The sequence below is a fragment of the Rhizobium sp. LjRoot258 genome (assembly GCF_964254185.1).
In the GTDB taxonomy this organism is placed as follows: domain Bacteria; phylum Pseudomonadota; class Alphaproteobacteria; order Rhizobiales; family Rhizobiaceae; genus Rhizobium.
The window spans coordinates 591,591-605,109 of sequence record NZ_CAXUST020000002.1 but is presented as its reverse complement, the minus strand read 5'-3'; the positions used below and the strand labels follow the sequence as shown (position 1 = coordinate 605,109).

The 13,519-nt window shown below is 60.6% G+C and carries 9 protein-coding genes; 2 read left to right on the top strand and 7 right to left on the bottom strand.

The genetic code is table 11. The annotated features are described in order from the left end of the window. Positions 1–41: 41 nt before the first annotated feature. From ACSQ9D_RS23665 to ACSQ9D_RS23645, 5 genes are all read right to left on the bottom strand, one after another. Positions 42–1,877 carry a dipeptide ABC transporter ATP-binding protein gene (locus ACSQ9D_RS23665; protein WP_436284347.1) on the bottom strand — a complete coding sequence of 612 codons (1,836 nt, stop codon included), beginning with the start codon at positions 1,875–1,877 and terminating at the stop codon, positions 42–44. Continuing rightward, positions 1,874–2,716: an ABC transporter permease gene (locus tag ACSQ9D_RS23660; protein WP_436284346.1), complete on the bottom strand. Its 843-nt coding sequence runs from the start codon at positions 2,714–2,716 to the stop codon at positions 1,874–1,876. The genes ACSQ9D_RS23665 and ACSQ9D_RS23660 overlap by 4 nt, the downstream gene beginning before the upstream one ends. Next, positions 2,713–3,678 (bottom strand): ABC transporter permease, encoded by a 966-nt coding sequence (locus tag ACSQ9D_RS23655; RefSeq protein ID WP_436284345.1) that lies wholly within the window; start codon positions 3,676–3,678, stop codon positions 2,713–2,715. The genes ACSQ9D_RS23660 and ACSQ9D_RS23655 overlap by 4 nt, the downstream gene beginning before the upstream one ends. Further along, positions 3,675–3,950: a hypothetical protein gene (locus ACSQ9D_RS23650; protein ID WP_436284344.1), complete on the bottom strand. Its 276-nt coding sequence runs from the start codon at positions 3,948–3,950 to the stop codon at positions 3,675–3,677. The genes ACSQ9D_RS23655 and ACSQ9D_RS23650 overlap by 4 nt, the downstream gene beginning before the upstream one ends. A gap of 95 nt (positions 3,951–4,045) precedes the next feature. After that, the gene (locus tag ACSQ9D_RS23645) at positions 4,046–5,647 is read right to left on the bottom strand and encodes an ABC transporter substrate-binding protein (RefSeq protein ID WP_436284343.1); all 1,602 of its coding nucleotides are present in this window, start codon (positions 5,645–5,647) and stop codon (positions 4,046–4,048) included. Between the two features lie 469 nt (positions 5,648–6,116). Between ACSQ9D_RS23645 and ACSQ9D_RS23640 the strand changes: the two genes are divergently transcribed. Further along, the gene (locus ACSQ9D_RS23640; protein WP_436284342.1) at positions 6,117–9,248 is read left to right on the top strand and encodes an ATP-binding protein; all 3,132 of its coding nucleotides are present in this window, start codon (positions 6,117–6,119) and stop codon (positions 9,246–9,248) included. Positions 9,249–9,663: 415 nt separating this feature from the next. Beyond that, positions 9,664–11,508 carry a peroxidase family protein gene (locus ACSQ9D_RS23635; protein WP_436284341.1) on the top strand — a complete coding sequence of 615 codons (1,845 nt, stop codon included), beginning with the start codon at positions 9,664–9,666 and terminating at the stop codon, positions 11,506–11,508. Positions 11,509–12,130: 622 nt separating this feature from the next. Here ACSQ9D_RS23635 and ACSQ9D_RS23630 read toward each other — a convergent pair. Both ACSQ9D_RS23630 and ACSQ9D_RS23625 read right to left on the bottom strand, forming a co-directional pair. Beyond that, a complete protein-coding gene (locus ACSQ9D_RS23630; RefSeq protein ID WP_436284340.1) occupies positions 12,131–12,301 on the bottom strand; it encodes a hypothetical protein in 171 nt (56 codons plus the stop codon). Between the two features lie 44 nt (positions 12,302–12,345). Next, positions 12,346–12,702: a hypothetical protein gene (locus ACSQ9D_RS23625; protein WP_436284339.1), complete on the bottom strand. Its 357-nt coding sequence runs from the start codon at positions 12,700–12,702 to the stop codon at positions 12,346–12,348. Positions 12,703–13,519: the final 817 nt, after the last annotated feature.

Sequence of the window (13,519 nt, the reverse complement as noted above, 5' to 3'; positions counted from 1 at the left end):
ATGCATCGAATTCCATGCTGGCGAGTTGTGTCAGGTGCACGTTAGATGGCCGAGCGCGGGATCGATTCAACGAGGCGACGTGTATACGGGTGCTGCGGGTTACCGATCACACTCTCCGTCGGCCCCTCCTCGACGATCTCGCCAAGGTAGAGAACGTAAATGCGCTCGGTGATCTGGCGGACGACAGCGAGGTCGTGCGTGATGAAGAGATATGAGAGCTCGTGCTCAACTTGCAGGCGCCTGAATAGGTTGAGCACCTGCGCCTGCACCGAGACGTCGAGGGCGGATACTGGTTCGTCGCAAACGAGGATTGCCGGTTTGACGGCAAGCGCGCGTGCGATGGCGACTCGCTGGCGCTCGCCCCCCGAGAGCGACACCGGACGGCGTGTGGCGTACGCGGCAGACAAGCCGACTTCCGCCAGCAGCGACGCGATCCGTTCCGGCGTCGCTGGGCTAGTAGCGCCCGCTGACGCCCCGAGCGCCTCGCCCAGGGCCTGCCCGACGCTATGCCTAGGATTTAGTGTTGAATACGGATCCTGGAAGACCATCTGAATTGTCCGCCGAACGCGGGCGAGGTCCGCCTTCGGCATGGCGCCGAAATCCGCTGCCGCGATACCGTTGATAAGGATGTCGCCAGCAGTCGGGGTTTCGAGGCCGACGAGGCAGCGCCCAAGCGTGGTCTTGCCCGAGCCAGATTCGCCGACGAGGCCGACACTTTCCCCGGGCATGATCTGTAGCGATACGTCCTTTACCGCGCAGATCGGGCGGCCCCGCCTGCCCACGAATGTCTTGACGAGCGCGTCGACGCGAACGAGCGCCCCTGCGGTTCCTCCCCGGCGCGGCGTTATCGGCGCCGCCGAGAGCGTCGCCGTGCGCACAGCGTCGAGTTCGCCCTGAATCTCGTCCTGGCGGATGCATGCAGTGAACCGGCTCGCGTCGCGCGCGGCCAGCGGCGGCTTGCCCGCGCGGCAAATCTGCTTCGCCCAGTCGCAGCGGTCGGCGAAACCACAGCTGTCGACAACATCGGCCGCGCGCGGCACTGAGCCCGAGATCGCGACGAGCCGAGGCACGCGAATATCGACCGGCGGTTCCGATAGCAGGAGTCCCAAGGTGTAAGGATGGAACGGCTGACGCTCCACAGCTGCGGCGTCGCCGACTTCGAGCATTGAGCCGGCGTAGAGCACATAGATGCGCTGGCAGGTCGAGAACGCGAGCCGAAGGTTGTGGGTAATGAGAATGAGGCTCATTTGCCGCTCGCGCTGGACACGACGCAGGAGCTTGATGATCTCCGCCTGAGTCGTTACGTCGAGCGCCGTCGCGGGCTCATCGGCAATGAGCAGCTCCGGGTCGCGGGCGAGCGCGGCGGCAAGTGCGACGCGCTGGCACATGCCCCCCGACAGCTGGAATGGCATGCGGCGGGCGACATCCTCGTCGACTATGCCGACTTCTGCGAGGCGTCTTTTCACTTCCTCCGCTCTTGCTGCGCGTGAGGCGAATTCGGGCCGGTCGCGCAGCATCTCGTCAATGTGGTCGCCGCTTCGCATGAGCGGGTTCAGCATCGTGAATGGATCCTGCATAAGCATCGACACACGAAACCCGCGAATCTTCCGGAGTTCGCTCTCGGCAAGCTGCATCAGGGGAATGCCGTCGAGCGTGACGGTGCCAGTGGCATTGATGCCTGGCGGCAATATGCCGGCGATTGCCCGCGCCGTGAGCGATTTTCCGGACCCGGATTCGCCGACGATCGCAATGGTCTCGCCCCGCTCCACCACGATCCCCAAGGGCGTCGTAATGGGAACCGCGGCGTGTGAAATCGCTAGCCCCTCGACCTCGAGGAGCGGACCCTCCTGACCTGAGTGCGTCACGGCCGTGTTCATTTTGCGAACCGCTCGAACAACCAGTCGCCGATGAGGTTCATGCTGACCGCGGTAAGGATAATCATGCCTGCCGGCAGGAGCAGCGCAACCGGATTGGAGAAGAGGATATTGCGGTTCTCGAAGAGCATCCGACCCCAGTCAGGAGCACCGGGCTCAATGCCAAGGCCGAGGAACGACAGCCCGGCGAGATTGACCAAGGCGAAGGCAAAGTCGAGGACGACATAGGCGAGGATGATCGGGCCGACATTCGGGAGGATGTGCACGAACAGAATACGCGTCTTCGAGATGCCGAGAGTGCGCGCGGCTTCGATATAGGGAAGCGGTCGCTGCTCAAGGACCGCGCTCCGCACAATGCGCGTATCGGGGGCGGTGAAAAGGACGACCAGGACTAGGACGGCGGTCCAATATCCGCCTCCCACTACGCCGACGACGACGACCGCCACGAGCGGCCCCGGCAACGCGAGCATGAAATCCACCCAGCACATGATCGCCGAATCGACCAAACCGCCAAGATAGCCCGAAAGAAGGCCAAGCAGGGTCGCGATCGCGAAAGCTCCGGCGGCGACAACGATTGGGCCGACCAAGGCCGTTCTTGCACCGTAGATCACACGCGACAGCACATCGCGGCCGAGTAGATCCGTCCCGGCAATGTGGACTAACGAAGGCGGCGCATCGCCGACCTCGAGACGCTGGAGGAAGGGCGAATCGGGGGCGATCCTCTCCCCAAGGACGGCGCAGACCACCACCGTCGTGATAGTCAGCGCAGCAACCAGAATGACGATTGGAATGCGCAATGGCTGCTTCCTCCTTCGCGTCTCGCCGATGGCTGGGGCCTTCATGCCTCGACTCTACCGAAACGGATGCGCGGGTCGATCATCGTATAGATCACGTCGACCGCAAGGTTGACCAGCACGACGAAGGCGGAGAAAAGCAGGGTGGTCCCCTGGATTGTCGGAATGTCGCGCTTCTGGATCGCATCGACCGTCAAAGAGCCGAGACCTGGCAAAGAAAAGGTGACCTCGACGTAGATCGCGCCGGCCACGATGCCGACGACGATGAGCCCTGCGGCCGTGACCACGGGAATGAGGGAGTTCCTGAGCACGTAGGCAAACAAGATGCGACGCGAACTCAGTCCGCGCGCCCGCGCAAACGTGATGTAGTCTCGGGCCAGCTCCTCGATCATCGCCGCGCGAGTGATTTTGACGACGATCGCCATGACCGAGATCGCAAGCGCAAGCGCCGGAAGCGTCAGGTGCCAGGCACGGTCGAGGAATCCTCTTCCCGGACCGAAGATCGGGAACCAGTGCAGCAGAACGCCGAAGACATAGAGAAGGAAAATGCCGGTGACGAAGGCTGGAGAGCTGATGCCGAAAACACCGAACATGACGACCGCCCGGTCGAGCCGCGTGCCACGGCGCAAGGCGGCGATCGCACCGAGCAGGATGCCGAGGCCGAGAACAAGAATAGTGCTCATCAAGGTGAGGAAGATGGTGACGCCGAGCCGATCCGCAATGGTGCTCGTCACCGCCCGGTTGCCCTGGATGGAGACGCCGAGGTCGCCTTGGATCACCTGCGACAGCCACTTCCCATATTGGACGAGGAACGGATCGTCCAAGTGGTAACGCGCGCGGATGGCTGCCAGCGTTGCCGGGTCTGCCGCCCGTGCGCCAAGCAGGGAGCGCACCGGGTCGCCGGGCGCGATGTGGACCAGCGCGAAGACGCTGAAGGAGATTATAAGGAGCAGTAGGATCGCCACGGCGAGCCGTCGCGTGACGAAGACGACGAGGCTCGAGCCCGTCACCGGGGACACCCGAGATAGCGGTCGAACCAGCCGATCGTGCGGCGCCGCTCGCCGAGGTCGTCCTTGAGGAATAGCGACATTTTTCCTTGCAAAGCGCGATGGGAAACAATTGCCAGCGTGCCGTCGACGGGCGACAGGTGCGGCAGGCCGTCACCGCCTGGCCCGTTGGTCAGTTGCACCGCTTCGGCCCCATCCGGGGAAAAGCGCCAGACGCGGCTGTGCGGGGATCGCAGCTTGTGAAGTCGTCCGAAATTCGCTTCAAAAAGGTCCATCCTGCAGACACCTTCAATCCTCGGCCGGACGCACGGGCGCCGATCCATGCGGCAAAACAATGAAAATGGCCGTGCCCAAACAGCGCAGCGATCCCTTACTTTAGGCCGAAACCCCGGATCGCCCACGGAATACTGTACCAGAAGGCGGTGTAGCCGGTGAGCTTGTACTTATTGTTGATCGCCATCGCCGAGTCGGGCCAGAAGATCGGCACGACTGCGACGTCCTCGTGGGCGATCTCGAACACGCGCTTTAGCGCATGTTCGCGCGCCTTCGGGTCGGCGTTCTCGTTGGCGGTCTTCAGTTCCGCTTCGACTTCGTCGTTCTTGAAGTTCGACCCGTTCATGCGGCCCTTCTCAGCATTCCGCTTCGAAAAGAAGAGGTCGGGATAGTTGGCGGCGTCGGCGTAGTCCGGATAATACGCCATGATCTGCATGCCTAGTTCGTCGTGGTTGACGTAGTTCGTGAACCAAGTGTTGTTGTCGACGGGACGGATATGTGCGCGGATACCTATCTGCTTCAGGTTCTCCACCACCGACTGCATGATGTTGACCATATAAGGATCGTCGGTCGATGCGGGGATGGTAACGTCAAAGCCGTCCGCATGGCTGGATTGTGCCAGTTCGGCCCTCGCCTTGTCTAAGTCAAACCCATAGTGCGGCAGCAACGTAGCGTAGAATGCGCGAACCTCGTCAGCAGGCAGCACTCCCGACCACATTTCGGGCGGGTTCAATTCAGTCGCCGGCTCGCCGTTGCCCTTGAGGAGCGCCTTGACCAGGCCTTCCCGGTCCACGGCATGGGCTACGGCACGACGCACATGGATATCGTCGAACGGCGCCGCCGAATGGTCGAGAATAAGGGCAAACACACCAAGCGACGGCTTGGCGATGATGTCGACGTTGCCTAGCGCCTTCCACTGGTCGACGTCTGAGATGGCGAGATCGAAGGTACCGTCGATTTCGCCTTGCCGCATGGCGAGAAGCCGGGCCTGCCGGTCTGGAATCGCTCGGAGGGTAATCCGATTGACCACTGGCTTCGGCCCCCAGTAGTCGTCGCGCGCCTCGAGAATGACATGATCTGACGGAACGAATTCAACAATCTTGTACGGGCCGGTCCCCAGCGGCAGAACCTCGGGCGTGCCGATGTTCTTGTCTGCGAGCTGTTCTTTCTTGAAAACGAATCCCGCCATGTGAGCGGCGGTAAAGGCGAACTGCACGTTCGGTGCCTTCAATGTGACGGTCACGTCATCGGGGGCCGTCGCCTCAACGGTCTCCACCGAATTGTAGAAGGAGGCGAGTGGCGAACCGGACTCCGGGCTCATGTGATACTTGAAGGTCGCGACGACATCATCGGCCGTGAGCGGACTTCCGTCACCGAACTTGACGCCGCTCCGCAGATGATACTTGATGGTAATCGGATCGACCTGCTCCCACTTGTCGGCCGATGCGGGTTCGAGAGTGAGATCGTCGCCAAAGGTTAGCGGTCCTTCCTGGACAAGCGACATGATCGCGCCAGTATAGGTCATCCAGGCACCCGGAATGAAAAGCGTATTGGGGATGCTGGCCAAAGCCCAAGTGATCGAGTCAATCTGCTCCTCTGCCTTTGCCAAAGGCGCCCTCGCGAAGGTTCCCGCGATGGAGACGGCGGCATGCGTCACTCCCGCGACCAAAACGTGACGTCGTGTCAACCCGATTGCCATTTGCTCCTCCCTTTGTGAAAGCCTGTCGCACAGGCTGAGTGATTTTTACGCAATCGATGCCGCTTGTGAAGAAGGCAGCCGTTCGCTACCGCGACCACAGCCAAGGCTTGCATCGGGAAGAGCTAGGCCGCTACGATTTTGGCGACGGCGAACTGGGGGATTCTCGCGTTGTGCAACCTAGCATCGAGGTTGAGCTGCACGGTTATCAGGGTCCGTCTGACGAAGTCATTGGTCGCCTTCCCTGCTGGAAGTCGGGAGCAGGCTTCTGGTCTCTTGGACGAGGCGGGCGCTTCTCTTAGTCAAGCACGCCGCTGGAGCGCTAAACGAACAGGTGCTAGCATACCCCAAATCCCTGGAACAGATGGAAGGCTCACATGGAGTTCGACATCCGGAACCTAAACTTAAGATCCGGCCGAAGCCGAAGCGGTGCGAGTTGGAGGCATGGCAATGACCCGACGAGGGTATTGTGATGGCCGGGCCTGAGCCCAGCCGAAAGCCGGCCCAAGACGTTCGGAAGACGATAACAATTCTTATCGCCGACATCGTAGATTCGTCCCGTCTTAGCCTCACCCTCGATCCGGAGGCACTCCGGAACCTACTCGCCCGCTACTTTGATGAGATGATCTCTACTATCCAGCGGCATGGTGGAGTCGTGGAGCGATACCTCGGTGACGAGATCATGGCCGTGTTTGGCGTGCCGGTACTTCACGAGGATGACGCACTACGGGCAGTATCCGCCGCTGTCGAGATGCGCGACACACTTGCGACGCTCAACCATGAGCTTGAGACGGTTTGGGGCGTTCAGCTGGCTCATCGGATTGGCCTCAACACCGGGGAGGTTTTTACTGGCATCGACAGTCAGGGACATCGATTTCTCACTGGCGAGGCCGTGCGTGTTACCAAGCGTCTCCAGGAGGCCGCCGCACCCAACGAAATCCTGATTGGAGAAGCAACATACAAGCTGGTTCGCCACGCAGTTGTGGTAGAGTCCAGTAGCGCGCGTGCGGTCAAGCACGGCGAGAAGTTCCCTGCCATCATCGTGGTAAGCGTCATTGCCCGCGCCACCGGCTTTCAACGCCGGTTCGAGGCGCCGTTCGTCGGACGCGAGCGCCAGCGTGCGATGATGAGCGCCATCTTCGATGACTTGATTAACAATAGAACCTCCCACCTGTTGACCGTGCTGGGCGAGGCCGGGGTAGGAAAATCGCGGCTTGTTTCGGAAGTCACCGGAAGCCTCCCGAGCGAGATGATTGTCGCGCACGGCAGGTGCCTGGCCTACGGCGAGGGCATTACTTATTGGCCACTTGCAGACATTGTCCGGGAGATCACACGGGCCGGGGGCGGAGACCCCGGCAAGCAGTCCGTGGCGGCCATTGCAGAAATCCTCGCTGGAGTCGACAAGGCCAAACTCATCGCCGAGCGCATAGCTGAGTTGCTCGGGTTCGGCCAGGGAGACCCAAGCACCCGCGAGGAGACTTTCTGGGCCGTTCGGCGACTTTTCGAGGTGTTCGCACGAGAACGACCGCTGGTGATTGTGGTGGAAGACCTCCATTGGGCCGACCCAACGTTCCTGGACCTAATCGAGCATCTTGTCGATTTCTCACGCGGTTTCCCCATAGTGATTGTCGGGGCGGCACGACCGGAATTGCTCGATACGCGGCCCGATTGGGGACGCGGGAAGACAAATGCGACGACCGTCGCGCTTGAGCCGCTGAGCGAAGCGGAATCCCGCGACATGATATTGAATCTGCTCGACCGACTCCCGCTATCACCCGCGGTCGAGTCAAGGATCACACGCGCCGTCGGCGGTAACCCGCTGTTTGCGGAAGAGCTCGTGGCAATGCTCGTTGAGGAAGAGCTGCTCAGGCGCAGTGAGGACTGCTGGGTCGCTCGCTCGGATCTCTCGGAGCTGCCGGTGCCGTCGACAATTAACGCCCTTCTTGCTGCTCGACTCGAGGGCCTCCCCTCCCTTGAGCGCGCCATCCTGACGGCCGCAGCTGTCGAGGGCGCAGTATTCCATCGGAGCGCCGTCAACGAGCTCGCCGGCCCCGCGCTAGACGCACTGGAGGACGGCTTGCTCGCACTCGTCCGCCGGGATCTCATCCGCCCGGAGGCGCCGACGTTCGCCGGAGAGAAGGCCTATCGCTTCCGTCACGTCCTGATCCGCGACGCCGCTTATCGCTCCCTGCCGAAGAACGCTCGCGCCGACCTGCACGAGCGCTTCGCCGCCTGGCTCGAGCTAACGGCCGCGGACCGGCTGCGCGAGTTCGAGGAGATTGTCGGCTATCACCTCGAACAGGCCTTCCAGTACCGCGTCTCGCTCGGCCCGCGCGACGTGCACACGGCTTCGCTTGCCGCCCGGGCTTGCAAACGGCTCGAGGCAGCCGGGCGGCGGGCGCTTGTCCGCAGCGACCTTCCTGCGGCGATCGGCCTGCTTGAGCGGGTTTCCCGGCTACTTCCCACCAATGATCCACAGCGGATCGCGCTGCTCGCCGAGCTGAGCGGCGCGCTGATTGAAAGCGGCCGGCTAGAGTATGCCGGGCGCGTGCTGGTCGAGGCGGAGCGGCTGGCTGCCGCCGCCGACGACCAGCGCTTGATAGCGCGTGTGCTCGTCCAGCGGCAGTTCCTGCATCTCCTCCTCGGCGAGGAGGGCAGCCTGGAGAAGGCGGCACGCGCCGCGGCCGTCGTGATCCCAGTCTTTGAGCGCTTAGGGGACGACCTCGGTCTGTGCCGCGCTCGACGCCTCGAGGCGTGGCTTTATTTCAACGGGGCTCGCGGCGAGGCGGCGGCAGCGGCGTGGGAGCGCGCGGCTGCTCACGCGCGACGGGCAGGCGATCGGCATGAGCACTACGAGATTCTCACGTGGATTGCGTCCTCACTCTGGTTCGGGCCCACCCCCGCCGCCGAGGGCATCCACCGTTGCGAGGCAATGCGTGCGGAGGTGCGCGAAAGCCCCGAGTCCGAGGCTGCGATTCTCCGCCAGCTCGCATGCCTGAATGCAATTGTCGGCCGCTTTGCTATTGCCCGCGAGCTGATCGCGACGAGCAACGCCACCTACGCAGACCTCGGCCTAACGCTCTACGTGGCGTCCTCCGAGCACGAGGCAGTGGTCGAGCTGCTCGCCGGGAACCCAGCTGCGGCCGAGAGAAGCGCACGCGCGGCGTATCGCGCGCTCGAGGAGATGGGCGAGCGTGCGTTCCGCTCGACGATGGCCGCGTCGCTTGCCGTCGTCATCCTGGAACAAGGACGCGACGAGGAGGCCGAGGACTTTGCTAAGCTCAGTTCCGAGCTGGCTGCGAGCGGCGACCTGGTGACGCAGGTCCGTTGGCGCCGCGTGCGCGCACGCGTGCTCGCACGGCGGGCAGAGACCGGGGCGGCGGAGGCGCTCGCGCGCGAGGCATTGGCGATCGCCGAAGCGACCGACTTCGTCAACGACCACGCGGATGCATTGGTCGACCTCTCTCACGTGCTCGAAGCCTCCCGCCGACGCGACGACGCGGTCGCAGCTGCGTCCGAAGCGCTGCATCTATACGAGCTAAAAGGAAACGTGGTCGCCGCCGCAGCGACCCGCCTCCGGCTAGGCAAACTCGTCAAAATGTGACACCGTGGGAAAGCGGCAAGGGGTACTGCCGCATCTCCTTGTGAACCGAGCGGGATTGGAGGTTATGTTATGCCAGCCCGCTTCGAGGATGTCGTCGATCGACGAGCTTAAATGTGTCTCACCCGCTGGTCCTTTGGAGCTTGAACCGGGCGAGAAGGTGCTGAGGCTCGATGCTTGGTTCTTCCAGCCGGGGGCCCTGCATGGCCTTCGGTTGGTCCTTTCGTGGAGAGTGTCCGTTGACGCGCGTTTCGTCATCGCCCGCGAGCGAAAGCTGGAAGGTCGCTAACCTGACGCGTCGGCAATTTTCCTTTGCCTTTCTCATATCTAGCAGTGCCGATAATCCCGACTTGTTGAAGGCCCCTCTTTCCATCGGGTGAGGTGCCACTTCTTGAAATCATTTTCGAAGAGGTCAAGCATGGTCACGAAAAAGAAAGCCCCAGCGGAACAGACAGCTAGGCGGGCCGATACGACGAAGGCTACGAAGCGAAAAGCTGAGACAGTGAACCCAGCCGCAACTTCCGAAATTCCCGAGCCGGTCCGCAAATTTCTTAAGGAGACGTCAATTCCTAAGGGTTTCGTCAACCCAAGGCCGATCGTACTGTCGGAGCTGCAGAAGCGCGTGACGGAAATGAATCTGAGGCCCACCGTATCGCTGGAGCAACTGTTGGCCAGCGCGAATCGCATCAAGCCGGCGGAGCTTCCCGTGGGCGAGTTACCGCAAGATCTCAGAGAGTCTATCCCCGCACTAGAGCCGGGGATTCGACGTTTTCATGGCGCCAAAATTCCGCTCTACTGGTTCCCGTTTCCCGGGCTGACTTCTGCCTGTGCAGATCGTTTCGGATACATGTCGTCAGCGGCCACCCGCGTGGCAACGAAGTTGCCATTCAATGTCGCGACACAACTACTCCTCGGCCAACTCGGTGACATGATGGGAGACGCCGGCCGTGATCCCAATCCTGCGTCTCACAATCCGGCCGACGCGGGCGTGTCTTCGATCCCAGCGGGCTTCACTTATTTTGGTCAGTTTGTGGACCATGACATCACGTTCGACGTCTCGTCGACTCTCGACACCGATACCGATGCGAATACGATCAATAACATGCGAAGCCCGACTCTCGATCTCGATTCCGTTTACGGCCGCGGGCCTGGCTTAGATCCGTTTCTCTACCTCTTTCCTTCATCTGCTCCAGCGACCGCAATTAAGCTGCATAGGGGCACAAATACTCCAGCTCTCCCAGGCGGCCCCAGTAGCAACGGTAGTCAATCGGGCATGGTCCAGCAGACGAACTGGGATGTGCCCCGCATGCAGGGTACGAATACTGCCGCGATCGGCGATCCACGCAACGACGAAAATCTGATCATCGTGCAGTTCCACCACGCTATGCTACGTTTCCATAATGCTGTCGTTGATCTGCTGGTGGCAGTAGCGTTTGCGGGCGACATCTTCGCAGAAGCCAAACGAATCGTGACCCATCACTACCAATGGGCCGTCGTGCATGACTTTCTGGAAAGAATCTGCGGAGTGGTTGCCGTGAACAACGCGATGGCGAGCGTTCCCGCTGCTGTCGGTAGCTCGTTCCGAATGCCCGTCGAGTTCGCCGTGGCAGCTTACCGGTTCGGCCACAGTATGATCCGTGATACGTACTGGGTGAATTTCAATTTCCCGAACGCTGCACTCGGAAAGGTGTTTGAGTTCAATCGCAATCCAAAGCTGCCGGTCTTTTCCAACTGGGTCGTTGACTTCAACGCATTCTTTGACACCGGAGTACCAGTGCCGGTTCACAATAAGGCCCGAAAAATCGATAGCTTCATGGCTAACGGATTGGAATCGTTGCCCGGATTCTCAGGAATCATGGCGGTTCTGGCAACGCGAAACCTCCGGCGCGCGCTCGCTCTCGGTCTACCGAGCGGACAGGGCATGGCCAACTCATTCGGCATCGCGCCCATGACTGCGGCGCAGTTGACATCTGGGTTGCCGGCAGCCGAAGTGGCTGTGCTGAATTCCAGCGGCGGTTTGCTGCTGAACAAGACGCCTCTGTGGTACTACGTCCTTCGCGAGGCTGCGGTGCTCGAGGGCGGAAATCAGTTGGGTCCGGTCGGCGCCAGGATCGTGGCGGAGACGTTTGTCAGAATTTTGAAGCGCGATGCGTCATCCTATCTGAACGCCCCCGGCGGGTTCACACCTATTCTTCCTTCGTCCACGCCTGGAAATTTCACGGTGGCCGATCTGGTGGCCTTCGCCGGGGTAACCCAACCATAGAGTTCGCGTTGCGAACGCCGATGACCGGACCTTTATCTCGAACCGGTAAAGGCAGGTCCAGCACTCCGACAATGTCAGCGGCGGAAACCGGAAAAATCGAGGCAGCAGACGAGATTGCCAACGTTGTGAACTCAAGCCCCCTGCTGTCCAAAACGGCGGTGCTCGACGTTCTAAGCGGCGAACGTCGCGCAACGAACGAAGGGTCGAGATGCTCTTCGCACACCTGAAGACCACGCTCCAGTTCGACACACGAGGTTACGCAAGCTGAGCGGAGCCAGTGACGAGTTCCTCATGGCCGCCATCACGCAAAACCTGCAACGCCTGGTGCAACTCACCACACCTACGGCGCCGACATCAGCATAACGAGGCCAAGCCGCAGATCATTGGCCAAAGATGCACACGTGTATGTTTCACCGGACACCGTCCTGCCTACGAATAGGCCAAACGGGATCGCAATTGAGTTCTTTCACGGCATCGGTCGATTGCTTCTGTCCGATGAATAGCCGCTCTTTACCAGTTGGTCATTCCGAGCCCAATTGCGACCGTCCCGACGGAGCTGAAAAGCTGCCCTTTGGGGTCGCTGCTACCGAATCTTAGCCATCGCCGCCCTGATCCGTCGGACTTATTGCTTTGGCGGGACACGAAAAACCTCCTCTATAGGATCCCCGTCATTTATTCGCTTGAGGTTTTGGTAGGCTCTGTCGATTCCGTCTTGGGCCGCCTTCTTCAAGCTCTCAAGGTTGCGGATCTGCTCCTCGAAGTTCTTGATAAAATCATCTTTGTCGATGGCCATTTCATCCCTCCATCTATGCCTTGCTCAACAGTTGCCGAAAGCTGCTACTGAAGCATGACTACCTCAAACCACCACTCGTACTCATAAGTCCCTAAGGTGTTGTGGCGCAGCGCCAGGAGCGAGATCCCCATTGCCAACCCGGGCTGGAAGTTTCCGTTTTTCCACCCAGGTTCGGCCGCAGTCCAGGAGCCCGGTGCAAAACCTGACCAAGGACTCTGGGAGGTGCTCTGGCTGGGGCCCATCCAGATCTGCGTCGCGCTCAAGCCGCCCCCCTGCACAGCCCAGGCCTCGACCCACTTGGGTTCATAGCCCGGGTCGAGGCCTGTGATCGGACCCGCCGGCCACTCGATCCGGCCGTTGGTGGGGTTAAGATGCTGAGTTAAATACCAATTGGCTGGCATGACATATCTCCAATCGCTGCCGGGCGACTCGCCCGGAACCATGAACAAGAGATCAAACGGGACGTTAACGATGTCCCATTTCTTCGAATTCGCCTAGATTAAATCTTGCGTGTAAATAGTATCCAATGGCTCTTCTTGGCTAGGCGGCGCTAAGATAGCCCATATTCAAAGTAGATACAATTTAAACTACAATAGGTTTTGAATATTTATTCTCGTGATACTGAATGGACTTGTCAAAGAGGCGGTACGTTGCCACCCCGCTGAACTGGCACATGTCGATGCATGAACGAAATGCCTTGCCATCATGTCCAGTTCGAGATCGGATCGGACCATTTTACTTGCCGGCCTGGCGATCCTTGGACCGCCGCCATCACTGTAGGACAGAATGGGTCGACAACTTTGCAGCTTTGTCGATCGAGAAGCGGGGGAAGGTCTCAGATCCCGAGGTCTTCTCCGCTGATGTCGACAGCCTGGTGCGGCCCATCGCATGTTTCAGCATCGCCCCCATGCGGCACCGCCGCTGGAATGTCATACCGCCGCCAGAAAGTCCAGCGGCACGGCACCATGGGACCTTTTTGTTGCTTGCGATTACCCGATGTTGGGCAAATCGGAGCTATTGCTTCCGATATGCTCCCTATGTGATTTCAGCAACTTAGATGGTGAGTGTGGGGAATCAAACTAGAGGCCTGGACTCCATCATTTGTCATGTTCGGCGCTCGGTACCTTATCTGGCAGGTCCATTGTCACTAGCCGGGCGACTTGCCTCAGACGGCGAGACACTTCGAGCAGTCCGACGGCAATATTCCGCCGCCATTTC

Coding starts and splice junctions, on each gene's coding strand:
- ACSQ9D_RS23625 (WP_436284339.1), bottom strand. CDS start 12,702: ATGCCAGCCAATTGGTATTTAACTCAGCATCTTAACCCCACCAACGGC.
- ACSQ9D_RS23660 (WP_436284346.1), bottom strand. CDS start 2,716: ATGAAGGCCCCAGCCATCGGCGAGACGCGAAGGAGGAAGCAGCCATTG.
- ACSQ9D_RS23665 (WP_436284347.1), bottom strand. CDS start 1,877: ATGAACACGGCCGTGACGCACTCAGGTCAGGAGGGTCCGCTCCTCGAG.
- ACSQ9D_RS23645 (WP_436284343.1), bottom strand. CDS start 5,647: ATGGCAATCGGGTTGACACGACGTCACGTTTTGGTCGCGGGAGTGACG.
- ACSQ9D_RS23635 (WP_436284341.1), top strand. CDS start 9,664: ATGGTCACGAAAAAGAAAGCCCCAGCGGAACAGACAGCTAGGCGGGCC.
- ACSQ9D_RS23630 (WP_436284340.1), bottom strand. CDS start 12,301: ATGGCCATCGACAAAGATGATTTTATCAAGAACTTCGAGGAGCAGATC.
- ACSQ9D_RS23650 (WP_436284344.1), bottom strand. CDS start 3,950: ATGGACCTTTTTGAAGCGAATTTCGGACGACTTCACAAGCTGCGATCC.
- ACSQ9D_RS23640 (WP_436284342.1), top strand. CDS start 6,117: ATGGCCGGGCCTGAGCCCAGCCGAAAGCCGGCCCAAGACGTTCGGAAG.